We start from the raw sequence: 21,765 nt of genomic DNA, 5'->3' as shown, positions 1-21,765 counted from the left end.
ACGTCCGCCGGTCCGGGGGGGAAGACCCCGCTCATGTGCGGGGCGAAGTGGGCGCGGCGCTGGTCCCGCGGGAGGCGGGCCCAGAGGCGCGAGCGCTGCGACGACAGGGCCAGGACGATCAGGATGTCGAGCGGCAGGCCCAGCAGGTTGTTCTCGAGTGTCACCTGCGGTCCGCCGTTGAAGTAGTCCACCGCCGTGAGCACGATGAGCAGCGTGCTGTACGACATGGAGGCGATGCGTGCCCAGTTGCTCCCGTACAGGACCAGCAGGGCCAGCAGGAAGTAGAAGACGAGACCAGCGCCGAAAACGCCCATGGCGATGCCGAAGACGAGGTCGACCTGCGAGCGGCTGATCCCCTCCACCGTCGCCTCGCCCGAGGAGAGCACCGCATCCACCCAGTGCCGCCAGTCGATCAGGGTCAGGGCGATCGTGAAGGCGCCGGCCAGGACGCGCAGGAGGATGAGGAGGAAGCCCAGGGTCGTCGGCACCGGCCGCCGGCGGGTGCGCGCGGCACGGCGGGCGTCCGCATCGGCGGCCACGCGCTCGTCGGCGTCATCGGTCGAGACGGCCCGCAGGTCGAGGATGGGGAGGTCGCCGTCGGTCTCGATGCTGTCGCCGCCGCCGTTGCGCGAGTGGTAGCCGGTCGAGAAGTCGCGGATGACCGACACCTCCACGCCGACGCCCGCATCGACCAGGGTGGAGACGATGTGATCGCGCTCGATGTCGGTGTCCGCGTCGATCTTGTGCGTGATCTGCAGCGTGAACAGCGAGAAGCCCACCGCCCGGTCGAAGGTTCCGGCCGCCAGCCAGTCGACGTGGTGGCCGCCCGGCAGCAGCCAGCCGTCGGGACACCTCCAGAACCGGACGTGGTGGCGCTTGGCGGGATTGCCGCGGACCTCCTGCTGGTACGCGGCGTCCTGCTGGTGGCCGAACAGGAACAGCGGGCTCACGGGGGCCTCGTCGTAGCTCCGGCGCAGCAGGGTGGAGGTGATGATGCGGCGGCTGGAGGCGGCGGTCACGTCGTCGGCGCGGGTCCAGCCGGCGGCGCGCATGGCGTCCTCCAGCTGGGCCTCCGTCCCCAGGGCCGCGAGGTTCACCGGGTCGCCGAGCAGGCCGTCGCTCGTGCGGGCCCGGCCGATGAAGTAGTCGGGGACGTAGATCTCGGTGAGGATGCGGTGGAGGCGCGGCAGCACCAGGTACGCCAGCACGACCCAGAACAGCACGAAGAAGAGGATGAGGAACCAGCCCCACGCAAAGCTCTCCGTCACGATGATCCAGGCCAGCCACACCGCCGCGACACCGCCGAACACGAAGAAGGCATAATCGACCGCCGCGCTCACCGAGAACCGCCGGGCGGTCGCCGAGCGCGTCTTCGGGACGTCGCGGACGTCGGGCTCCGGAGCGCCCGCGGCGCGGTTCCCGGCGCGGTCCCCGACCTCCTGCGGTTCGGCCATGCGGCCATCCTAGAGTCGCCGGTCGCGACGACGTATCGTGAGCCCATGACGACGATCCAGCAACGAGGCTCCGAGCTGCGACGACTCCACGTCGCCCCCGAACTGCTCCAGGTGGTGAACGTCTGGGACGCGATCAGCGCCAAGGTCGTGGCCGAGCTCCCCGACACGCGCGCGCTCGCAACGGCCAGCCACTCCATCGCCGCCACCCTCGGCTACGAGGACGGCGAGAACATCCCGCTCGACCAGATGCTCGACATGGTCGGCCGGATCGTCGCGGCCACCGACCTGCCCGTCAGCGCCGACCTGGAAGGCGGATACGGCGACGCGGGCGAGACCATCCGCCGCGCGGTGGGGGTCGGCGTGGTCGGCGCGAACCTCGAGGATCAGATGCGGCCGTTCGAGGAGTCCGTGGCCGGCGTCCGCGCGGCGGTGCAGGCGGCGGAGGCGGAGGGCGTGCCGTTCGCCCTGAATGCGCGCACCGACGTGTTCGTGCGCAACGCCTTCCCGACCGACGACGAGAAGATCGAGGAGGCCATCCGCCGCGGACGCGCGTTCCTCGACGAGGGAGCCACCTGCGTGTTCGTCCCCGGCCTCCTGGACGAGCGGACGGTTGAGCGACTGGTCGGTGGACTCGGCGAGCGCAGACTCAGCGTCATCGCCGTGCCGAACTCACCGGCTCCGGCGCGTCTGCAGGAGCTCGGCGTGGCCCGCGTGTCCTACGGCCCGTGGACCCAGCGGATCGCGCTGACCGCGCTGCAGGACGCGGCGATCGCGCTCTACGCCGGTGAGCACCTGCCGCAGGGCGTGCGTCCGCTCAACTGACGACACCCCGGCCCCGATGGAACCTCGGCCGCTTCGCAGCCCCCGCGTAGGGTGAGCAGCATGAGCGACTTCCGGGCCATCGTGATCGAGCAGCGGACCGAGGGCGGGAAGGTCCTCGAACACAGCGCGGAGGTGCGGACGGTCGGCGACGACCTCCTCATGCCGGGCGACGTGACCATCGACGTCGAGTTCAGCGACCTCAACTACAAGGACGGACTCGCCATCGCCGGCCGGCCCGGAGTCGCCCGCGTCTCTCCGCTCATCCCCGGGATCGACCTGGTCGGCACCGTGTCGGCATCGGAGGATCCGCGCTGGCGGGCGGGCGACCGCGTCGTGCTCAACGGCGACGGCATCGGCGAGCGCCACCACGGCGGGCTGGCGGAGCGTGCGCGCGTGCGCGGCGACGCGCTCGTGCGCGTCCCCGACACGCTCACCGGCGAGCAGGCGGCCGCGATCGGCACCGCCGGGTTCACGGCGATGCTGGCCGTGCTCGCGCTGGAGCGGAACGGCGTCGACCCCGAGGAGGTGCGGTCCTCCGGCAGCAGCGTGCTCGTCACCGGCGCGGCGGGCGGCGTCGGGTCGGTCGCCGTCGCCCTGCTCTCGCGCCTCGGGTACCCGGTCACGGCCTCCACCGGCCGCGCCGACGAGCAGCGCGACTACCTCACCGACCTCGGCGCGACGGAGATCATCGAGCGCGCCGAGCTGTCCGAGGCGGGCGGCAAGCCGCTGCAGAGCCAGCGGTGGGCGGGCGTCGTCGACTCCGTCGGCAGCCACACGCTCGCGAACGCGCTGGCGCAGACCCGCTACGGCGGCACCGTCGCAGCGTGCGGGCTGGCCCAGGGGCCCGACCTCCCGGCGACCGTGCTGCCGTTCATCCTGCGCGCCGTGACGCTGGTCGGCATCAACTCGGTGGAGGCTCCCCCCGCTCTCCGCGACACCGCGTGGCGCCGCCTGGCCACCGACCTCGATGAGGAGACGCTCGCCGCGATGACGTCGTTCATCCCGCTCGCCGAGGCGATCCCCGCGGCGGAGGAGCTGCTCGCCGGCCGGCTGCACGGGCGCACCGTGGTCGACGTTCACGCGTGACGGCGGCGGCCACCCGTAAGCTGGCGGCATGATCGTCCTCGCCACCGTCGTGGTCACGCTCGCCGCCGCCCTCCACGTCGCGATCTTCTTCATGGAGAGCGTGGCCTGGGCCCGGCCGGCGGTGTGGCGGCGCTTCGGGGTCGCCGACCAGGCGGCGGCCGACACCACCCGGCCGATGGCCTACAACCAGGGGTTCTACAACCTCTTCCTCGCCGTCGGCGCGATCCTCGGGCTGATCCTCTACGGCGTCGGGATGCACGACGCCGGCCTGGCGCTCATCCTGTTCACCACCGCCAGCATGGTGCTGGCCGCCGTGGTGCTCGTGACGACCGGGCGCGGGTACTGGCGCGCGGCCCTCATCCAGGGCGTGCTGCCGCTCATCGGCTTCGTGCTGATGCTGCTCTCCTGATCTGAGCGGCGGCCGAAGCCCTCAGCTCACTCGATGATCTCGCCGTCGGCGGGGATCTCGTTCACGTCGACGCGCAGCGCCTCCACCAGCTTCGCCGCGTGCGGCGTGGAGACGATGACGCGGCTGTACTCCTCGCCGTCGAGGTCGACGACCACGGCCGCCCGCTGCTTGCCCTTGATGAGCAGGAAGTCTTTGCCGCCGTGGAACTTCCAGGTCCCGACCGACAGCGTCAACGGAACCGCGGCGCCAGGAGCGCGGATGCCGCGGATCCAGATCCACGGATCCTCGGTGATGGCGACCGAACGGATGCTCTCGCGCGGGATGACGAGGTCGTCCCGTTTGAGCGACAGCACCTTCTCGGCCCGCGTGAGGTGGATCTCCAGGCGGTCGGGGTGAACGTGCAGGTCGGCCATAGGTCTATCCTGCCAAGCGACCTCCCGCTGCGGGGCTGCCGAACCTCACAAAGCCATAACCCTTCGCTTGGATACCGGTCGCCACCACCCTCCTGTCGTGGGAGTCGCAGCGGGACTCCCCGGCGAACTCCCCGGTCCCCCGCGATATCCTTCTTCCCGTGGCAGCTCAACGGCGGACTCCCGGGTCGCAGACTTCGCTCCGCGAAGCCAACCGGGCGCGGATCGTCGACGCCATCAAGAAGTACGGCGGGCTGACCCAGGTCGAGCTGGCCGGTGCCACCGGCCTCTCGCCGGCGACCGTGTCCAACATCGTCAAGGAGCTCTCCACCTCCGGCGTGCTGAACACCTCGCACAGCATCCGCAGCGGGAGGCGCGCACAGCACGTCACGCTGGCGCACGCACTCGGGCTGGTCGTCGGGGTCCACTTCTCGCAGCGTCACCTGCGCGTCGCGCTCTCGGACGTCGCGAACACCGTGGTCGCCGAGAACCACATGCCGCTCGCCCGCGATCACCGCGCCGACAACGAGCTCGACAAGGTGGCGATGCTGCTCACCGACATGCTCGACTCGGTCGACGCCTCGCGCGACGAGATCCTCGCGGTCGGCCTCGCCATCCCCGCCCCCATCGACCGCTCGACGGGCACGATCGCCCGCAGCGGGATCATGCGCGGCTGGGACGGGGTCGTCATCGCCGACTCGCTGGAGCGCCGCATCAGGAGACCCGTCCACGTCGACAACGCCGCCAACCTCGCCGCCCTGGCCGAGTCGCGGTTCGGCGCCGGGCGTGGACGCCGTACGACGGTCACACTCGACGTGGGTGACGGGATCGGCGCCGGGCTCATCCTTGGCGGCCAGGTGTTCCGCGGCACCAACGGCGTCGCAGGCGAGTTCGGGCACACGACGATCCGCGAGAACGGTCCGATCTGCCGCTGCGGCAATCGCGGCTGCCTGGAGGCGATCGCCGGCGGTCCCGCGATCCTCGACGACCTGCGCGACCACCTCGGCAGCCTCAAGCTCGGCGACGTGGTCATCCAGGCGATGGCGGGCGATGCGCGGTGCATCCGCGCCATCGGCGACGCGGGCAAGCACATCGGGGTCGCAGCCGCGAACCTCTGCAACGTGCTCGACCCCGAGCGGATCATCGTCGGCGGCGAGCTGGCGCGCGCGGGCGAGCTGCTGCTCGGTCCGCTGCGCCACGCCGTCGAGCGGGGGGTCATCATCGACCAGGAGGCGCTCCCCGACGTCGTGCAGGGCCAGCTCGGCACCCGCGCGGCGACGCTCGGCGCGGTGGCGTACGCGATCGACATGGCGAACGTCACGCCGGAGGGCGTGCTGTGACGCGCTTCGCGCGCATGATCGCCCTCGCGGCCGTCACTCTGTCGCTCGCCGCGCTCACCGCCTGCTCGAACGCGGCGGACGGCACCGACGTCTCCAAGGGCGACCCGGCGACCGCGCGCATCGGCCTGCTGCTCCCGGATTCCGTCACCGCCCGCTACGAGGCGGCCGACCGGCCGTTCTTCGAGCACAGGATCGAGAAGCTGTGCCCCGACTGCACGGTCCTCTACGCCAACGCCGACGGCGACGCGGGCAAGCAGCAGCAGCAGGCGGAGTCGATGCTCACCCAGGGCGTGAGCGTGCTGGTGCTCGCCCCCGCCGACAGCCGGGCCGCCGCCTCCATCGTCGCCCAGGCCGCCGCACGCAAGGTCTCGGTCGTCTCGTACGACCGCCTCATCGACAGCGGCGACGTCGACTACTACGTGTCGTTCGACAACGAGAAGGTCGGCCGGCTTCAGGCGCAGGCGCTGGTGGACCGGCTGCGCACCGAGTCCGTGCCAGCCGACGCCGGCATCCTGATGGTGAACGGCTCCCCCACCGACAACAACGCCTCCCTGTTCAAGAAGGGTGCGCACAGCGTGCTCGACACCAGCGGCTACCGCATCCTCGCCGAGTACGACACGCCGTCATGGGACCCGGCCAAGGCGCAGGACTGGGTCAGCGGGCAGATCACCCAGTTCGGCGACCGCATCCGCGGCGTGTACGCGGCGAACGACGCGACAGCCGGAGGCGCGATCGCGGCGCTCAAGGCGGCCGACGTGACGCCGCTGCCGCCGGTGATCGGGCAGGACGCCGAGCTGGCGGGCATCCAGCGCATCCTCGCCGGGGATCAGTACATGACCGTATACAAGGCGATCCAGCCGGAGGCGGAGCGCGCGGCCGAGCTGGCGATCGCGCTCACCAAGGGGCAGCACCCGCCGGGCGCGACCGAGGTGACGACGTCCGCGGGGGTCGTCGTGCCGTCGTTCCTGCTCGATCCGGTGCCGGTGACGGTCGACCGGATCGAGGCGACCGTGGTCGCCGACCAGTTCTACGGGCCGCACACGGTCGCCGAGATCTGCACCACCGCCTACCGGGCGGCCTGCGTGGAGCACGGCATCCGATGACCAGGGGACGAGCGCCCAGAAGGAGCAACCCGTGACGATCGAACCGCCGCTCGAGCGGGCCCGCCCGCCCCGGACGCCGGTGCTCTCGCTGCGCAACGTGTCCAAGGGGTTCGGTGCGGTGCGCGCGCTCACCGACGTGCACCTCGACGTGCATCCCGGGGAGGTCGTGGCACTGGTCGGCGACAACGGCGCCGGCAAGTCGACGCTCGCGAAGATCCTGGCCGGGGTGCACCCGCCCGACTCGGGGACGATCCTGTTCGACGGGCAGCGGGTCACCATCCCCTCGCCCGCCGCCTCCCGCGAGCTCGGCATCGCCACCGTGTTCCAGGACCTCGCGCTGTGCGACAACCTCGACGTCGTCGCCAACCTCTTCCTCGGCCGCGAGATCGGTCGCGGCGCGCTCGACGAGGAGGAGATGGAGAAGCGCGCGTGGAGCCTGCTGCGGCAGCTGTCGGCGCGCATCCCCTCCGTCCGGGTCGCTGTCGCCTCGCTCTCGGGCGGCCAGCGGCAGACCGTCGCCATCGCCCGCTCGCTCGTCGGCGACCCGCGCATCGTGATCCTCGACGAGCCGACCGCCGCGCTGGGCGTCGCCCAGTCGGCCGAAGTGCTCAACCTCATCGAGCGGCTGCGCGAGCACGGCCTCGGCATCATCCTGATCAGCCACAACATGGCCGACGTGCAGGCGGTCGCCGACCGGATCGTCGTGCTCCGGCTGGGCAGGAACAACGGCGACTTCCTCGCCGCAGACGTGAGCTACGAGGACATCATCTCGGCGATCACCGGCGCGACCGACCACGTGCTCGTGCACCGGCCGGGGCGCGCTGCGGCGCACCGCGATCCCGGCACTCTGGACGGCGCCGTGGAAGGCGGCGCCCCGGAAGAAGAGGACCTCCTGTGAGCCGCGCCACCGACACCGTCCCCGCGGGCGCCCGCCCGCTGCCGGGCGACGAGACCGAGGGCATCGCGGGCGCCGTCCGCGCCTTCGGCCACCGCGTACGCGGCGGAGACCTCGGCTCCCTCCCGGTCATCATCGGGCTCGCCGTGATCTGGGCCGTGTTCCAGATGCTGAACCCGAGCTTCCTGAGCGCCAACAACCTCGTGAACCTCACCCTCCAGTGCGCGGCCATCGGCACGATCTCGATCGGCGTCGTGCTGGTGCTGCTGCTCGGCCAGATCGACCTCTCCGTCGGGTCGGTCAGCGGGGTCGCCGCGGCGATCCTCGGCGTCGGCTTCACGCAGCTGCACTGGCCGCTCGCGGTCACGGTGGTCGCGGCCATCCTCGCCGGGTCGGCGATCGGGTTGCTCTACGGGGTGCTGTTCACCCGGTTCGGCGTGCCGAGCTTCATCATCACGCTCGCCGGACTGCTCGGCTTCCTGGGCCTCCAGCTGTGGATCCTCGGGCCGAACAGCTCGATCAACATCCCCTTCGACTCATGGATCGTGCAGTTCGCGCAGCAGACGTTCCTCCCGCCGTGGGCCGCTTACGCCCTGGCGGCGCTGGGTGCGCTCGGGATGTTCTGGGCCGACTGGAGGCGCAACGTGCGCCGGCGCCGCGCCGGGCTCTCCGAGGGGTCGATGGCGATCGTCCTGATCAAGGCGGGGCTGCTGCTGGCCGCGCTCTGCCTGAGCGCGTGGTACCTCTCCACCGACCGCGGCACCGGTGCGATGTTCGTGCTGTTCGTCGCGCTGGTCGTGGTCATGAACTACCTGCTGACCCGCACCCGCTGGGGTCGGTCGGTGTACGCCGTCGGCGGCTCGGTGGAGGCGGCGCGACGGGCCGGCGTGCGGGTGAACCGGGTCTTCATCAGCGTCTTCGTGCTCTGCTCGACGTTCGCGGCCGTCGGCGGGCTGCTCGCGGCGGCCCGGCTCGCGTCGGTCGGCGCCGGCTCGGGAGGGACGGACACCAACCTCAACGCGATCGCGGCGGCCGTCATCGGGGGCACCAGCCTGTTCGGCGGCCGCGGGTCGGCGTGGTCGGCGCTGCTGGGCATCCTGGTCATCCAGTCGATCTCGAACGGGCTGACGCTGCTCAACCTCGACTCGTCGTTCCGGTTCATGATCACGGGCGCCGTGCTGCTGCTCGCGGTCATCATCGACTCGGTGTCGCGCCGCTCGCGCGCCTCCCACGGCCAGGCGTGATCGGCACCGTGGTCGGAACCAGCGTGATCGGCGCAGACGCGATCGGCGGAGACGTGATTGGCTGGAACGCGTGACCCGGACCACCACCTTCCACGCACGCCTGCTGCGCGAGGGCGCCGAGCCGCAGACGGTGACCGTGCGGGCGTCCTCCGACTCGCCGCCGCGCACGCTGCGCCGGGCGGCCGGGGGCGGAGGCACGCTGACCTTCGACGTCTACGCGCTGCTCGACGCCGACGGCTGGCCCGACTCGGCGACGTACACGTACGTCGAGTCCCTGAGCCGGGAGCCGTCCGCCTCCGACGAGTGATCCCCCGGCCCTCCTCCGCCGAGGGGCGTCGTTGTGTCGGAACTCGGGCGGAATTCCGGCAGGATGACGCCCCTCGGCGGAGGGGTGGACGGGCGCGCGCGGCGGCGCGGGGCGGCTACTCGGGGCGCGCGGCAGCCGCGGCGCGTGCGGCGGCGGGCAGCGCCTCCAGGATGCGGGAGACGGCCGTGTCGTCGTGCGCGGCCGTGACGAACCAGGCCTCGAACACGCTCGGCGGCAGCGAGACACCGGCGTCCAGCATCGCGTGGAAGAACGAGCGGTAGCGGAACGCCTCCTGCCTCTGCACCTCCGCGTACGTGCGCGGCGCGGTCACGAACTCGCCGAAGACGAAGCTGAACAGGTTGCCCGCGCGCTGCACGCGGTGGGCGACGCCCGCCGCGCCGAGCGCGTCGGAGACCGCCGACGACACGGTCTCGGCGACCAGGTCGAGCCGGTCGTACACGGCTTCGTCGGCGAGCTGAAGGGTCGTGAGACCCGCCGCGACCGCCAGCGGGTTCCCCGAGAGGGTCCCCGCCTGGTAGACGGGACCGGTCGGGGCGAGGTAGTCCATGAGCTCCGCGCGCCCGCCGAGGGCCGCGAGCGGCATCCCGCCGCCGACGACCTTGCCGAACGTCACGAGGTCGGGCGTGTAGCCGCGGTCGAGGCCCCAGAAACCGGCCTCGCTGACCCGGAAACCGGTCAGCACCTCGTCGAGGATGAGCAGGGCGCCGTACTCGTGCGCGAGGTCGGTGAGGGCGGCGTTGAAGCCCTCGTCCGGCGGAACCACGCCCATGTTCGCCGCGGCGGCCTCGGTGATCACGGCCGCGATGTCCGGGCCGTTCTGCTCGAAGACGGCGCGCACGGCGTCGAGGTCGTTGTATGGCAGCACGAGCGTCTGGGCGGCGGTCGCCTCGGTCACGCCCGCTGACCCGGGGAGGGACAGCGTCGCGAGCCCGGAACCGGCCTCGGCGAGGAGGCTGTCCGAGTGCCCGTGGTAGTGCCCGGCGAACTTGATCAGCAGCGGGCGCCCGGTGAAGCCGCGGGCCAGCCGGATCGCGGTCATCGTGGCCTCGGTGCCCGTGGAGACCAGGCGCAGCTTTTCGAGGAACGGCACCCGGGCGAGCACGGCCTCCGCCAGCTCGGTCTCGGCCGGGGTGGAGGCGCCGAACGACAGGCCGTGCGCCGCGGTGCGCTGCACAGCCTCCACGACGGCCGGATGCGCGTGCCCGAGGATGGCCGGACCCCACGACGCGACCAGGTCGACGTACTCGCGGCCCTGCGCGTCGGTGATGTACGGCCCGCGGGCGGAGACCATGAACCGAGGTGTGCCGCCGACCGAGCGGAAGGCGCGCACCGGCGAGTTCACGCCGCCCGGGATGACGCGCTGCGCGCGCTCGAACTGGGCGAGGTTCACGTCGCCGATCGCGGCGCCGTCGGCGACGGCTCCGGCCTCGGAGTTCTGCGCGGCGGTCACCGCAGCCACCCCGCGACCTCGGTGGCCCAGTAGGTCATGACGGCATCGGCCCCCGCGCGGCGGGCGGCGACCAGGGTCTCCTCGATGATGCGGTCGCGGTCGATCCAGCCGTTCGCGGCCGCGGCCTCCACCATCGCGTACTCGCCGGAGACCTGGTAGGCCCACACCGGCACGTCGCTGAGCTCGGCGACGTCGCTCAGCACGTCGAGGTAGCTGAGGGCCGGCTTGACCATGAGGATGTCGGCGCCCTCGTCGAGGTCGAGCCGCGCCTCCCGCAGGCCCTCGCGGCGGTTGGCCGGGTCCTGCTGATAGGCGCGGCGGTCGCCGGAGAGCTGGGAGTCGACGGCCTCGCGGAAGGGACCGTAGAAGCCGGAGGCGTACTTCGCCGCGTAGGCGAGGATCACGACGTCGGTGAAGCCGTCGGCGTCGAGGGCGTCGCGCACGGCGGCGACCTGGCCGTCCATCATGCCGCTGAGGCCGAGGAGCTGCGAGCCGGCGCGGGCCTGCGCGAGCGCCATCTCCTGGTAGCGGACCAGCGTGGCGTCGTTGTCGACGTGACCGCGCGCGTCCAGCACGCCGCAGTGGCCGTGGTCGGTGAACTCGTCGAGGCAGAGGTCCGTCTGGACGACGAGCGCGTCGCCGACCTCGGCGGCCAGCGCACGAGTGGCGACGTTGAGGATGCCCTCGGGGTCGGTCGCAGCGCTGCCGACGGCATCGCGCGTCTCGGGCACACCGAACAGCATCACACCGCCGACGCCCGCCTCGGCGGCCTCGTTCGCGGCGCGCTTCAGCGAGTCGAGCGAGTGTTGCACGACACCCGGCATGGAGGCGATGGGCTGCGGCTCGGAGGCGCCCTCGCGGACGAACATCGGGAGGATCAACTCGGCCGGGTGGAGCCGGGTCTCGGCTGTCAGACGACGCATGGCGGGAGACTGCCGGAGCCGCCGCGGCCGGATCACGGGATGGAACTCACTCACTCGCCCCAGCCTACGCCCGCGCTCCTGAGTGCCCGCTCACTCCCCCAAGCCCGCGGGCCCAGGGAAAAATTGGGCGGATAGCCCCCCGGGCGGCAGTTTTTCGGTGGGGGGCGGCTAGGCGGCGGGGGGGGAGGGGGGGGGGGGGGGGGCGGGGGGTGTCCCGGCCCGGGGGCCTACCCGCGGGGGGGCGGGGGGTAACCCGCCCGGCCCTCCCGGTCATCGTCGCGATGGACTCAGCCCGCCGCGGTCAGCTCGAACGGCTCGAACACCGTCTGGTACTCCGGCATGATCCGCGCGCGCACCCGCGTGCCCTCCTCGACGTACTCCGTCGACAGCACGCGCCCGCGCTCGTGCAGCGCCGAGATGAGGTCGCCGCGGTCGTAGGGCACCACGAGCTCCACCTCGACGGAGGGGTCGGGCAGGAGACGCGCGATGGCCGCGAGCACCTCGTCCACTCCCTCGCCCGTGCGGGCGGAGGCGAAGATCGCGCCCGGCTCGAGACCGCGCAGCACCAGCCGGTCGTCCGCCGGGATCAGGTCGGCCTTGTTGAAGACCACGATCTCGGGGATGTCCCTGGCGCCGACCTCGCCGATCACGTCGCGGACGGTGGCGAGCTGCGACGCCGGGTCGGGGTGCGAGCCGTCGACGACGTGCAGGATCACGTCGGAATCGGCCACCTCCTCCAACGTCGACCGAAACGCCTCCACCAGCTGGTGCGGCAGGTTGCGCACGAAGCCGACCGTGTCGGCAAGCGTGTAGAGCCGGCCGTCGGCGGTCACCGAGCGGCGCACGGTCGCGTCGAGGGTGGCGAAGAGGGCGTTCTCGACGAGCACGCCCGCCTTGGTCACCCGGTTCAGGAGGCTCGACTTGCCCGCGTTCGTGTAGCCGGCGATCGCGACGGACGGCACCGAGTTGCGGTTGCGGTTCGCGCGCTTGGCCTCGCGCGCGGGCTTGAACCCGGCGATCTGGCGGCGCAGCTTCGCCATGCGCGAGTGGATGCGGCGGCGGTCCAGCTCGATCTTCGTCTCACCGGGTCCGCGTGATCCCATGCCGGCGCCGGCGCCGCCGACCTGGCCACCGGCCTGGCGGGACATCGAGTCGCCCCAGCCGCGCAGGCGCGGCAGCAGGTACTCGAGCTGCGCGAGCTCGACCTGCGCCTTGCCCTCGCGGCTCTTGGCGTGCTGGCTGAAGATGTCGAGGATCACGGCCGTGCGGTCGATCACCTTGACCTTCACCACGTCTTCGAGCGCGCGCCGCTGGCTGGGCGCCAGCTCGGTGTCGGCCACCACGGTGTCCGCGCCGAGCGCCGCGACGATGCCGGCGAGCTCCTCCGCCTTGCCCCGCCCGAGATACGTGCTCGGGTCGGGATGCGGCCGGCGCTGGAGCAGGCCGTCGAGCACCACGGCGCCCGCGGTCTCGGCGAGGGCGGCCAGCTCGCGCAGCGAGTTCTCGGCGTCCTGGAGAGAGCCCTGCGAGTACACGCCGATGAGCACGACGTTCTCGAGGCGCAGCTGCCGGTACTCGACCTCGGTGACGTCTTCGAGCTCGGTCGAGAGGCCGTTGACGCGGCGCAGGGCCGCGCGCTCCTCCCGGTCGAACTGCTCGCCGTCGTGGTCGCCGTCGTCGAGCCCCGTCGTCTGCAGGGCCTGCGCCCGCTGCGCCTCGGCGCCCGCGCCGAACAGCGTCACCGAGGCACGGCTGGCCTCTGTCGCCAGAACGCGCGCGACGACGTCGTCGGCGGTGTGGTTCTGGATGTCTGTCTTATCGGTCAAAATTCATTCCCCTGATCCGGGTTAACCCTAGTTCGTCGGTGTCTAGTACGTTCCTCTTATGGGCAGCGGAGATCACTACTTTTCCCCTGCGCCCGAGAGCGAGACGAACCTGCGGCCGTTCACCGTCCGCCTGGCCGGCCAGACGTACGAGCTTGTGACGGCGAGCGGGATCTTCAGCCCCGAGCGCATCGACATGGGTACACGAGTGCTCCTCGACCATGTCCCCCCTGCGCCGCCAGGAGGTCAGCTCCTCGACATCGGCAGCGGCTGGGGGCCGCTCGCTCTCACACTTGCTCTCGAATCCCCTCACGCGACGGTCTGGGCCGTCGACGTCAACACCCGAGCCCTGGATGTGCTGCGCAGGAACGCGCAGAAGCTCGGCCTCACCAACCTCAACGCCGTGAGCCCCGAGGATGTTCCCGACGATATCGGGTTCACGGCGATCTGGTCCAACCCGCCCATCCGGGTGGGCAAGAACGAGCTGCACGCCATCCTGGAGCGCTGGCTGCCGCGGCTGGAGCCCGGGTCGGACGCCTGGCTGGTCGTGCAGCGGAACCTCGGCAGCGACTCCCTCCATCGCTGGATGGAGTCGACCTTCCCCGAACTGACGACGACGCGGGCCGCCACCTCGAAGGGCTACCGCGTCCTCCGCTCCCGCCGCCGCGCCTCCTGAGGCCGGCCGTCGAGCCTGCTGAGGCCGGCCGGCGGGTGACCGGTCAGGCCAGTTCGAGGGTGCCGGTGTAGACGAGCTCCGCCGGACCGGACAGCGCGACGTGCTCGCCCTCCTCCGTGGCGAACATGCGCACGCCGACGGTTCCGCCCGGAACGTCCACGCGCCACTGGTTCGGCGCGCCGTCTCCCGCCCAGTACCGCACGGCGAGGGCCGCGGCCGCGGCGCCGGTGCCGCACGACAGCGTCTCGCCGCTGCCGCGCTCGTGCACACGCATCCGGATGCGTCCGACGCCGTCCTTCACGAGCGGCTCCTGCGGCACGACGAACTCGACGTTCGCGCCGTTCACCGGCGCCGGCTCGATGTGCGGGATGTAGCTGAGGTCCGCGGCGTCCAGCTCGGCGTCGTCCGCCACCGCGACCACCACGTGCGGGTTGCCGAGGTCCAGACCGAGTCCAGGACGCGCCACCGGCAGCTCGCGCGCGCGGACCAGCGGCTCGCCGCCGTCCAGCCGCCAGCGCCCGAGGTCGACCTGGAAGCCGGTCAGGTTGCGCTGCACATCCTTCACGCCCGCCCGCGTCCCGATCGCGAGCGTGTCGCCGTCGGCCAGGTCGACCAGTCCGGTCTCGAGCAGGTAGCGGACGTAGACGCGGATGCCGTTGCCGCACATCTCGGCCGGCGACCCGTCGGCGTTGTAGTAGTCCATGAACCACTCGGCGGCGGCGTCCTCGGCCAGCGCCTCCGCACCCTCCGGCAGGTGGGCGGACTTCACCGCGCGGATCACGCCGTCGGCGCCGACGCCGAAGTGCCGGTCGCACACCTCCGCGATCTGCGCGGCGGTCAGCGGCATCCGGCCGTCGGGGTCGGAGTAGAGCACGAAGTCGTTGCCCGTGCCCTGACCTTTGGTGAAGTGGATGGTGGCCATGCTCACAGCCTATCGAGCGCGGTCCCGGCCATCGCCGCGGCGACGAGCGCCGGGTCGTCGTACTCGAGCCAGCGGATGCCCGGGTAGCGCTTGAACCAGCTCACCTGCCGCCGCGCGTAGCGGCGCGTGAGGTGCTGGGTCTGCGCGATGGCCTCGGCGCGGCTGAGCTCGCCGCGCACCTCGGCCAGGGCCTGGGCGTACCCGATCGCCCGGCTCGCGGTCACCCCGCGCTCCAGCCCGAGCGGGAGGAGGCCGCGGACCTCGTCGAGGAGCCCGGCCTCCCACATCCGCTCGACCCGGGCGTCGAGGCGCTGCACGAGCTGCTCGCGCGGCGCCGCGAGGCCGAGGATGCGGACCGGCTGCCAGGGCACCGGCTCGTCGGGGAGGGTGCCGCTGACCGGTTCGCCGGTCAGTTCGGCGACCTCCAGCGCGCGCACGATCCGCCGGCCGTTCGTCGACCCGATGCGCCGCGCGGCCTCCGGGTCGACCTCGGCGAGGCGGCGGAACAGCATCCCAGGACCCTGCTCGGCGAGCTGCTGCTCCAGCCGGGACCGGAGTTCGGGGTCGGTCCCCGGGAACCGGAAGTCGAAGACGACGCTCGAGACGTAGAGCCCCGACCCGCCCACCAGGATCGGGACGTTCCCGCGCCGCTGGATGTCGTCGATCGCGGCGCGCGCCTCCGGCTGGTAGCGGGCCACGGTCGCCTCGTCGGTGACGTCGAGCACGTCGAAGAGGTGATGCGGCACTCCGCGCCACTCGGAGGGGTGCAGCTTCGCCGTGCCGATGTCCATGCCGCGGTAGAGCTGCATGGCGTCGGCGTTGACGACCTCCGCCCCCTGCCCGCGCGCGTTGAGGGCGTCGGCCAGGGCGAGCGAGAGGTCGGTCTTGCCGGTGCCGGTGGCCCCGACGATCGCGACGATGGGAGGGCCGGGCTCTCCCGGCGCGGGCTCTGCGGGTGGCGTGCTCAGCGCTGGCCGTCCGTCGGGTCGTAGATCGGCATGGTGCCGACGCCCGGGGAGGTCAGCGGCTCGCGCACGCGCAGCGTGGGCAGGCCGAGCGAGACGGGCCCCGCTCCGGCGCCCGCTGCGCCGGTCGAGCCGTGGGCCGGGACCGCGCACGAGTCCGCCTGCTCGCGGTCCCACGCGTCGCCTGCGCGCGTGCGGCGCACGCGGAGCGGCGCACCGTCGACGGCGTCGGCGATGAGGTGGTGCGGGGCGGCCTGCGTGATGCGCACGGTGACGACATCGCCGGGGCGCGGCGTCTCGGAGCCCGCCGGCAGCTCGAAATGCACCAGCCGGCTGTCGCGGGCGCGACCGCTCAGGCGTCGCGTGTCGGCGTCCTTGCGGCCCTCGCCGTTCGCGACGAGCAGCTCCACCTCCGACCCGATCAGCTTCTGGTTCTCCTCCAGGGAGATGCGCTCCTGCAGGGCGACCAGCCGGTCGTAGCGCTCCTGCACGACCTCCTTCGGCACCTGGTCGGCCATCGTTGCCGCCGGCGTGCCGGGACGGATCGAGTACTGGAACGTGAACGCGGATGCGAAGCGCGCGGCCTCGACGACGCGCAGCGTGTCCTGGAAGTCCTCCTCGGTCTCGCCGGGGAAGCCGACGATGATGTCGGTGCTGATCGCGGCGTGAGGAAGGCGCGCGCGCACCCGGTCGAGGATGCCGAGGAACTTCTCGGAGCGGTACGAGCGGCGCATCGCGCGGAGGATGCGGTCCGAGCCGGACTGGAGCGGCATGTGCAGTTGCGGCATGACGTTCGGCGTCTCGGCCATCGCGTCGATGACGTCGTCGGTGAAGGCGGCGGGATGCGGGCTGGTGAAGCGGATGCGCTCCAGCCCCTCGATCCCGCCCGCAGCGCGGAGCAGCTTGCTGAACGCCTGCCGGTCGCCGAACTCCACGCCGTAGGAGTTCACGTTCTGCCCGAGCAGCGTGACCTCGATGGCGCCGTCGTCGACGAGCGCCTGCACCTCGGCGAGGATGTCGCCGGGCCGGCGGTCCTTCTCCTTGCCGCGGAGGGACGGGACGATGCAGAAGGTGCACGTGTTGTTGCAGCCGACCGAGATGGACACCCAGCCGGAGTACGAGGAGTCGCGCTTCGTCGGCAGCGTGGATGGGAAGGTCTCGAGCGACTCGAGGATCTCGATCTCGGCCGCGTCGTTGTGCCGGGCGCGCTCCAGCAGGTTCGGAAGGGCGCCCATGTTGTGCGTGCCGAAGACGACGTCGACCCACGGCGCCTTCTCGAGGATGACGTTCTTGTCCTTCTGGGCGAGGCACCCGCCGACGGCGATCTGCATGCCCTCATGGCGGCGCTTCACGCCGGCGAGGTGGCCGAGGTTGCCGTACAGCTTGTTGTCGGCGTTCTCGCGCACCGCACAGGTGTTGATGACGACGATGTCCGCCTCCTCACCGTTGGCGGGGACGTACCCGGCCGCCTCCAGCGACCCGCTGAGGCGCTCGGAGTCGTGCACGTTCATCTGGCACCCGAAGGTGCGCACCTCGTAGGTGCGGGCGCGTCCGTCCGGTCGGACGGCGGCGGCCGACGGCTCGATGACGCTGCGCTGCTCGATGATGCTCATGATGCGTTCGATTCTACGTTCGCTGCCGCCCCGATCCGAACGTTCCGCGACTGCGGTGGCGCGGGAGCGGCGCGGGACCGCCGCGGCAGCGACGGGCAGGCGGGCGCTACTGGAAGCGCACCCCACCGCGCTTGCGCGTCGCGAAGGCGGCCTCCATCGCCTGACGGACAACACTGGACCCGTAGCCCTTGCGCGCGAGGAAACCATGGAGGCGGCGCCGCACCGTCTCGTCGTCGTACGACGAGAGCTGTCCGATCCGCTTCACGGCCAGTTCGGTCGCCCGCTCGAGCTCGTCCTCGTCCGCGATGTCGGCGAGTGCCGCCTCGATCAGGACGGGGTCGATGTGCCGCCGCTTGAGCTCCTGCTCGATGGCCGTACGACCGAGGCCCTTGCGACTGTGCTGAGTGAAGGCCAGACTCACCGCGAGCGAGGCGTCGTCGATCACGCCCATCACCTCGAGCCGGTCCAGCTCCGGTTGGAACACCTCCGGCTCGATCTCCCGCTTGAGCAGCACCTGCTCCAGCTCCCAGCGGGACATTCCCCGCCGGGCCAGCTGCCGGATGGTGACCGCGGTCACCTTCTGCGCCTTCCGCTCCGACTCCTCGTCCGGCTCGGCGACCGGTCGCGCTGCCGCGGCGGCCTGCTGCTCTTCGCCCCAGGTGTTGTTCCACCGGGTGGCCGAGGGCAGCTCGACCACGGGCCGCGTGACGGGAGGGTGCTCCCCCGCCCCGTCCGCCTCCTGCGTCGCCGGTGCGGACGAGGACGCCTCGCGCGCGGCTTCTCCACGCGATGACGCCCCCCGCGACGCCGCTGCGCGTCGCAGCGGCGTCACGGGAGCGAGCTGGTCGTCTCCACCGGGCGCCGGATCGTGCCCCTCATCCGCGGATGGGAATCTCACGACCATGCGGACCTCCTCGGGCGATCGGTCACCGGGTTCAGGCGCCCTTGCGCGCCTGCAGCTTCTCCTCGATCGAGCCGACGTTGTCGGCCGGCTCGGCCGCCGCGTTCGGGTCGGGGATGATGCCCAGCTTGATCTTGATCTTGTTCTCGATCTCGGCGGCGATGTCGGGGTTCGCGATGAGGAAGTTGCGCGAGTTCTCCTTGCCCTGCCCGAGCTGGTCGCCCTCGTACGTATACCAGGCGCCGGACTTCTTGACGATGGCGTGCTCCACGCCGAAGTCGAGCAGGCTGCCCTCGCGCGAGATGCCGACGCCGTACAGGATGTCGAACTCCGCCTGCTTGAAGGGCGGCGCCATCTTGTTCTTGACGACCTTGACGCGGGTACGGTTGCCGACCGCGTCGGTGCCGTCCTTCAGGGTCTCGATGCGGCGGATGTCGAGGCGGACCGAGGCGTAGAACTTGAGCGCCTTACCACCGGCGGTCGTCTCCGGGCTGCCGAAGAACACACCGACCTTCTCACGCAGCTGGTTGATGAAGATCATCGTGGTGTTGGTCTGGCTCAGCGCACCGGTCAGCTTGCGGAGCGCCTGCGACATGAGGCGGGCCTGGAGGCCGACGTGCGAGTCGCCCATCTCACCCTCGATCTCGGCGCGGGGCACGAGCGCCGCCACCGAGTCGATCACGATGAGGTCGATGGAGCCGGAGCGGACCAGCATGTCGGCGATCTCGAGCGCCTGCTCACCGGTGTCGGGCTGCGACACGAGCAGCGCGTCGATGTCCACGCCGAGCTTGCGCGCGTACTCGGGGTCGAGCGCGTGCTCGGCGTCGATGAACGCTGCGATGCCGCCGGCCCGCTGCGCGTTGGCGATGGCGTGGAGAGTCAGCGTCGTCTTACCCGACGACTCCGGACCGTAGATCTCGACGATGCGGCCGCGCGGAAGACCGCCGATGCCGAGCGCGACGTCGAGCGCGATGGACCCGGTCGGGACGACCTCGACGGGGGCGCGCTCGTCGCTGCCCAGTCGCATGACCGAGCCCTTGCCGAACTGACGGTCGATCTGCGCGAGCGCGGTCTCGAGCGCCTTCTCGCGGTCTGCGGGTGATGGCATTGCGGTTCTCCTTCTGAAGGCTTCGGTGACGAGATCGACTGTAGGGGCGACGACCGACACTGGAGCCGCCGGTCACGCACATTGTGGACAAGTCGTCTTCGATGTGCCGCTGTGAAGGAGTCTAGCCAGTTCCGAACATATCTTCGAGGAAATCGCAGCGGCGTGTCGGGCCGCGCGCCGCGTCAGCGCTTGGGCGCCGGCTTGCCCGCGCCGTACCAGTGGGACTGCGGAACGCCGGTCTCCTTGCAGAGCGCGAGCCACACCTCCCGCGGCGGGATGCCGGCGTCGAGCGCCTGCTGCCCTGTGCGGCCGCCGAGCTCTCCGAGCACCAGGTCGCTGAGGAGCGCCCGGCCGTAGCCCGACCCGAACTCGTCGACGATCGCGCGCTGGAACTCGCTCAGCTTCATGGGGTCCTCTCGACGGGGTGGGTCGTGGCGGTCAAACGAAGGACGCCCCGCGCGTGCGGGGCGTCCTGTACGGCTCGTGCGGTCGGCGCGATCAGCGCGCAACCAGGTTGGTGTCGAGGAAGTCGTCCGGCACCGTGTCCGGGATGACCGGCTCGACGCCCTCGAGGACCGCGATGCGGTCGCCGACCTCGCGCATGATGACGGAGACGGGGGTGTCGAGAGCTTCGGCGACCGAGGCGAGGATCTCGCTCGACGCCTCCTTCTGGCCTCGCTCGACCTCGCTGAGATAGCCCAGTGCGACGCTCGCCTTGCTGGCGACCTGACGCAGCGTGCGGCCCTTCTGCAGGCGGAAGTCCCTGAGCACGTCGCCGATTTCCTGACGTACAAGAATCATTCGGAGCCTCCTTCTCTACCCTGCCGGACCTGTCGATGGGATGCCAACTGTACCTCATCCGTGATGCTCACGATAACGACGACGACTGGGGTTTTCTTGTGAACGCACCGGTTGTAACGTGACCGAAACACCGGCTATTCCGCGGGGATGTCGAGCACCGGATCGGCCGCCGCCTCCGCGATCGCACGGGCCACCACGAGCCGCCGGATCGCCGCCCTGTCGCCCTGCAGCGCGAGCTCGACCACGCGGGTGCCCGCCGCCGACGCGATGCCGACGAACACCGTCCCGACCGGGCGCCCGCCCTGCGGGTCGGGACCGGCGACGCCGGTGGTCGCGAGACCGATGTCGGCCGGCCGGCCGCCGACTCCGAGACGCTGCCGGACGCCGTCGGCGAGCTGCCGCGCTACCTCGGGATGAACCGGCCCCTCCGCCTCCAGGAGGTCGGCATCCACGCCGAGGAGGCTGTGCTTGAGCGCCGTCGCGTAGACGACCGCGCCGCCGAGGACGGCGGCCGACGCACCGGGGACCCGGGTGAGCTCCGCGGTCAGCTCCCCACCGGTCAGCGACTCCGCCGCGACGATGGTCATCCCGCGCGAGCGGAGCCGGGCGATCAGCTCCGCCGTGGCGTCGCCGGGATCAGCCGAGGGCACGGCGCGCCCGGCGGCCCTTGTAGGCCTGCCAGAGGTAGTCGAAGCCGGTGACCACGGTCAGGACGACCGCGATCGTCATGAGGATGCCGTTCACCCAGAAGATCCAGTCGCCGACGATCGTCCAGAGCGGGAACAGCGCGAACGAGATCGCGACAGACTGGGCGATCGTCTTCAGCTTGCCGCCGCGCGAGGCGGCGATGACGCCCTGGCGGATGACGACGAAGCGGTAGAGGGTGATGCCGATCTCACGGACGAGGATCACGACGGTGACCCACCACGGGAGCTCGCCGAGGATGGACAGCGCGATGAGCGCTCCCCCGGTGAGCACCTTGTCGGCGATCGGGTCGAGCAGCTTGCCGAGGTCGGTGACGAGGTTGTTCCGCCGGGCGATCGCCCCGTCGACCCCGTCCGTGGCGATGGCGAGCACGAACAGCACGGCCGCCGCCCAGCGCAGCCAGCCGTCCTCGCCGGCGTCCGCGAGCAGCATCCACACGAACAGCGGTGCCAGCAGGATGCGGACGACGGTGATCACGTTCGGGACGTTCCAGTTGCTCGCGCGCCCCGCGCGGCCCTCCGTCGCAGCCGGTGGAGGGGTGTCGGACGACATCGCGGTCACTACTCCCTGCCGGTCAACTTCCAGGCGTCCTCGTCGGAATCGCCGTCGACCTCAGGATAGCCCGCTGTCATCTCCACGACGGGGTCGGCTCCGTAACGGTCGCCGTCGTCGCCCGCGCCGGAGGGGGCCGGCACCGTCGACGCGGTCGGCGCGGGCCCCCCCGCCCCCCGCCGGTCAGCCCCCCCCCGCGCCGCCCCCCCCCCCCCCCCCCGCCGCGCCGCGCCCC

The 21,765-nt window shown here is 71.7% G+C and carries 23 protein-coding genes; 9 read left to right on the top strand and 14 right to left on the bottom strand.

Annotation, left to right across the window (positions count from 1 at the left end):
* On the bottom strand, nucleotides 1-1,454 hold a 1,454-nt coding region (locus ACR9ZG_RS10590; RefSeq protein WP_481284793.1), incomplete at its 3' end, for an LssY C-terminal domain-containing protein.
* A 45-nt stretch (nucleotides 1,455-1,499) separates the two neighbouring features.
* Between ACR9ZG_RS10590 and ACR9ZG_RS10585 the strand changes: the two genes are divergently transcribed.
* The 3 genes from ACR9ZG_RS10585 to ACR9ZG_RS10575 are packed head-to-tail and all read left to right on the top strand — an operon-like array spanning nucleotide 1,500 to nucleotide 3,771.
* The gene (locus tag ACR9ZG_RS10585) at nucleotides 1,500-2,276 is read left to right on the top strand and encodes an isocitrate lyase/PEP mutase family protein (protein ID WP_481284792.1); all 777 of its coding nucleotides are present in this window, start codon (nucleotides 1,500-1,502) and stop codon (nucleotides 2,274-2,276) included.
* A 60-nt stretch (nucleotides 2,277-2,336) separates the two neighbouring features.
* Nucleotides 2,337-3,362 carry an MDR family oxidoreductase gene (locus ACR9ZG_RS10580; RefSeq protein WP_481284791.1) on the top strand — a complete coding sequence of 342 codons (1,026 nt, stop codon included), beginning with the start codon at nucleotides 2,337-2,339 and terminating at the stop codon, nucleotides 3,360-3,362.
* A 28-nt stretch (nucleotides 3,363-3,390) separates the two neighbouring features.
* Nucleotides 3,391-3,771, top strand: coding sequence for a DUF1304 domain-containing protein (locus ACR9ZG_RS10575; RefSeq protein WP_481284790.1), 381 nt, complete (start codon nucleotides 3,391-3,393; stop codon nucleotides 3,769-3,771).
* A gap of 26 nt (nucleotides 3,772-3,797) precedes the next feature.
* Here the strand turns inward: ACR9ZG_RS10575 and ACR9ZG_RS10570 are convergent, their stop codons facing one another.
* Complete coding sequence (locus tag ACR9ZG_RS10570; protein WP_481284789.1) at nucleotides 3,798-4,184, bottom strand: hypothetical protein; 387 nt, start codon at nucleotides 4,182-4,184, stop codon at nucleotides 3,798-3,800.
* A gap of 158 nt (nucleotides 4,185-4,342) precedes the next feature.
* Here ACR9ZG_RS10570 and ACR9ZG_RS10565 point away from each other — a divergent pair, with 158 nt between their 5' ends.
* From ACR9ZG_RS10565 to ACR9ZG_RS10545, 5 genes are all read left to right on the top strand, one after another.
* Entirely contained in the window at nucleotides 4,343-5,521 is a 1,179-nt protein-coding gene (locus ACR9ZG_RS10565) for an ROK family transcriptional regulator (RefSeq protein ID WP_481284788.1), read from the top strand.
* Nucleotides 5,518-6,624: an ABC transporter substrate-binding protein gene (locus tag ACR9ZG_RS10560; protein WP_481284787.1), complete on the top strand. Its 1,107-nt coding sequence runs from the start codon at nucleotides 5,518-5,520 to the stop codon at nucleotides 6,622-6,624. The genes ACR9ZG_RS10565 and ACR9ZG_RS10560 overlap by 4 nt, the downstream gene beginning before the upstream one ends.
* A gap of 31 nt (nucleotides 6,625-6,655) precedes the next feature.
* Nucleotides 6,656-7,522 carry an ATP-binding cassette domain-containing protein gene (locus ACR9ZG_RS10555; RefSeq protein ID WP_481284786.1) on the top strand — a complete coding sequence of 289 codons (867 nt, stop codon included), beginning with the start codon at nucleotides 6,656-6,658 and terminating at the stop codon, nucleotides 7,520-7,522.
* Nucleotides 7,519-8,763 (top strand): sugar ABC transporter permease, encoded by a 1,245-nt coding sequence (locus ACR9ZG_RS10550; RefSeq protein ID WP_481284785.1) that lies wholly within the window; start codon nucleotides 7,519-7,521, stop codon nucleotides 8,761-8,763. Before ACR9ZG_RS10555 ends, ACR9ZG_RS10550 begins: the two co-directional genes overlap by 4 nt.
* Nucleotides 8,764-8,833: 70 nt before the next feature.
* On the top strand, nucleotides 8,834-9,070 hold the full coding sequence (locus ACR9ZG_RS10545) for a hypothetical protein (protein WP_481284784.1): 237 nt from the start codon (nucleotides 8,834-8,836) through the stop codon (nucleotides 9,068-9,070).
* Between the two features lie 115 nt (nucleotides 9,071-9,185).
* On the opposite strand, the gene hemL is transcribed toward ACR9ZG_RS10545, so the two are convergent.
* From hemL to hflX, 3 genes are all read right to left on the bottom strand, one after another.
* Nucleotides 9,186-10,490 (bottom strand): glutamate-1-semialdehyde 2,1-aminomutase, encoded by a 1,305-nt coding sequence (hemL, locus tag ACR9ZG_RS10540; protein ID WP_481284795.1) that lies wholly within the window; start codon nucleotides 10,488-10,490, stop codon nucleotides 9,186-9,188.
* A 47-nt stretch (nucleotides 10,491-10,537) separates the two neighbouring features.
* On the bottom strand, nucleotides 10,538-11,464 hold the full coding sequence (gene hemB / locus ACR9ZG_RS10535) for a porphobilinogen synthase (protein ID WP_481284783.1): 927 nt from the start codon (nucleotides 11,462-11,464) through the stop codon (nucleotides 10,538-10,540).
* A 287-nt stretch (nucleotides 11,465-11,751) separates the two neighbouring features.
* Nucleotides 11,752-13,290: a GTPase HflX gene (hflX, locus tag ACR9ZG_RS10530; RefSeq protein WP_481284782.1), complete on the bottom strand. Its 1,539-nt coding sequence runs from the start codon at nucleotides 13,288-13,290 to the stop codon at nucleotides 11,752-11,754.
* A gap of 58 nt (nucleotides 13,291-13,348) precedes the next feature.
* Between hflX and ACR9ZG_RS10525 the strand changes: the two genes are divergently transcribed.
* Nucleotides 13,349-13,963, top strand: coding sequence for a class I SAM-dependent methyltransferase (locus tag ACR9ZG_RS10525; RefSeq protein ID WP_481284781.1), 615 nt, complete (start codon nucleotides 13,349-13,351; stop codon nucleotides 13,961-13,963).
* Between the two features lie 43 nt (nucleotides 13,964-14,006).
* On the opposite strand, the gene dapF is transcribed toward ACR9ZG_RS10525, so the two are convergent.
* The 9 genes from dapF to pgsA form a co-directional block, all read right to left on the bottom strand.
* Nucleotides 14,007-14,885: a diaminopimelate epimerase gene (dapF, locus tag ACR9ZG_RS10520; RefSeq protein WP_481284780.1), complete on the bottom strand. Its 879-nt coding sequence runs from the start codon at nucleotides 14,883-14,885 to the stop codon at nucleotides 14,007-14,009.
* A gap of 2 nt (nucleotides 14,886-14,887) precedes the next feature.
* Nucleotides 14,888-15,853, bottom strand: a complete 966-nt coding sequence (miaA, locus tag ACR9ZG_RS10515; protein WP_481284794.1) for a tRNA (adenosine(37)-N6)-dimethylallyltransferase MiaA — start codon at nucleotides 15,851-15,853, stop codon at nucleotides 14,888-14,890.
* Entirely contained in the window at nucleotides 15,850-17,463 is a 1,614-nt protein-coding gene (gene miaB, locus ACR9ZG_RS10510; RefSeq protein ID WP_481284779.1) for a tRNA (N6-isopentenyl adenosine(37)-C2)-methylthiotransferase MiaB, read from the bottom strand. Before miaB ends, miaA begins: the two co-directional genes overlap by 4 nt.
* Nucleotides 17,464-17,569: 106 nt before the next feature.
* Entirely contained in the window at nucleotides 17,570-18,367 is a 798-nt protein-coding gene (locus ACR9ZG_RS10505; protein WP_481284778.1) for a regulatory protein RecX, read from the bottom strand.
* Nucleotides 18,368-18,398: 31 nt separating this feature from the next.
* Nucleotides 18,399-19,472, bottom strand: coding sequence for a recombinase RecA (gene recA, locus ACR9ZG_RS10500; protein WP_481284777.1), 1,074 nt, complete (start codon nucleotides 19,470-19,472; stop codon nucleotides 18,399-18,401).
* 182 nt (nucleotides 19,473-19,654) lie between these two features.
* Nucleotides 19,655-19,879 (bottom strand): DUF3046 domain-containing protein, encoded by a 225-nt coding sequence (locus ACR9ZG_RS10495; RefSeq protein ID WP_481284776.1) that lies wholly within the window; start codon nucleotides 19,877-19,879, stop codon nucleotides 19,655-19,657.
* A 91-nt stretch (nucleotides 19,880-19,970) separates the two neighbouring features.
* Nucleotides 19,971-20,273: a helix-turn-helix domain-containing protein gene (locus ACR9ZG_RS10490; protein WP_481284775.1), complete on the bottom strand. Its 303-nt coding sequence runs from the start codon at nucleotides 20,271-20,273 to the stop codon at nucleotides 19,971-19,973.
* A 134-nt stretch (nucleotides 20,274-20,407) separates the two neighbouring features.
* Nucleotides 20,408-20,923 (bottom strand): CinA family protein, encoded by a 516-nt coding sequence (locus ACR9ZG_RS10485; RefSeq protein WP_481284774.1) that lies wholly within the window; start codon nucleotides 20,921-20,923, stop codon nucleotides 20,408-20,410.
* Nucleotides 20,910-21,530 (bottom strand): CDP-diacylglycerol--glycerol-3-phosphate 3-phosphatidyltransferase, encoded by a 621-nt coding sequence (pgsA, locus tag ACR9ZG_RS10480; RefSeq protein WP_481284773.1) that lies wholly within the window; start codon nucleotides 21,528-21,530, stop codon nucleotides 20,910-20,912. Before pgsA ends, ACR9ZG_RS10485 begins: the two co-directional genes overlap by 14 nt.
* Between the last annotated feature and the right edge of the window lie 235 nt (nucleotides 21,531-21,765).

Source organism: Leifsonia sp. KNZ12-8B (genome assembly GCF_056755495.1).
The sequence above is the reverse complement of the archived record's forward strand: the minus strand, read 5'-3'. Positions and strand labels throughout refer to the sequence as shown.

What these genes read in the sequence shown, in the direction of transcription:
- ACR9ZG_RS10525 (WP_481284781.1), top strand. Translation starts at nt 13,349, where the DNA reads ATGGGCAGCGGAGATCACTACTTTTCCCCTGCGCCCGAGAGCGAGACG.
- ACR9ZG_RS10585 (WP_481284792.1), top strand. Translation starts at nt 1,500, where the DNA reads ATGACGACGATCCAGCAACGAGGCTCCGAGCTGCGACGACTCCACGTC.
- miaB (WP_481284779.1), bottom strand. Translation starts at nt 17,463, where the DNA reads ATGAGCATCATCGAGCAGCGCAGCGTCATCGAGCCGTCGGCCGCCGCC.
- recA (WP_481284777.1), bottom strand. Translation starts at nt 19,472, where the DNA reads ATGCCATCACCCGCAGACCGCGAGAAGGCGCTCGAGACCGCGCTCGCG.
- ACR9ZG_RS10580 (WP_481284791.1), top strand. Translation starts at nt 2,337, where the DNA reads ATGAGCGACTTCCGGGCCATCGTGATCGAGCAGCGGACCGAGGGCGGG.
- ACR9ZG_RS10575 (WP_481284790.1), top strand. Translation starts at nt 3,391, where the DNA reads ATGATCGTCCTCGCCACCGTCGTGGTCACGCTCGCCGCCGCCCTCCAC.
- dapF (WP_481284780.1), bottom strand. Translation starts at nt 14,885, where the DNA reads ATGGCCACCATCCACTTCACCAAAGGTCAGGGCACGGGCAACGACTTC.
- ACR9ZG_RS10495 (WP_481284776.1), bottom strand. Translation starts at nt 19,879, where the DNA reads ATGAAGCTGAGCGAGTTCCAGCGCGCGATCGTCGACGAGTTCGGGTCG.
- ACR9ZG_RS10570 (WP_481284789.1), bottom strand. Translation starts at nt 4,184, where the DNA reads ATGGCCGACCTGCACGTTCACCCCGACCGCCTGGAGATCCACCTCACG.
- pgsA (WP_481284773.1), bottom strand. Translation starts at nt 21,530, where the DNA reads ATGTCGTCCGACACCCCTCCACCGGCTGCGACGGAGGGCCGCGCGGGG.
- ACR9ZG_RS10490 (WP_481284775.1), bottom strand. Translation starts at nt 20,273, where the DNA reads ATGATTCTTGTACGTCAGGAAATCGGCGACGTGCTCAGGGACTTCCGC.
- hemB (WP_481284783.1), bottom strand. Translation starts at nt 11,464, where the DNA reads ATGCGTCGTCTGACAGCCGAGACCCGGCTCCACCCGGCCGAGTTGATC.
- ACR9ZG_RS10505 (WP_481284778.1), bottom strand. Translation starts at nt 18,367, where the DNA reads ATGGTCGTGAGATTCCCATCCGCGGATGAGGGGCACGATCCGGCGCCC.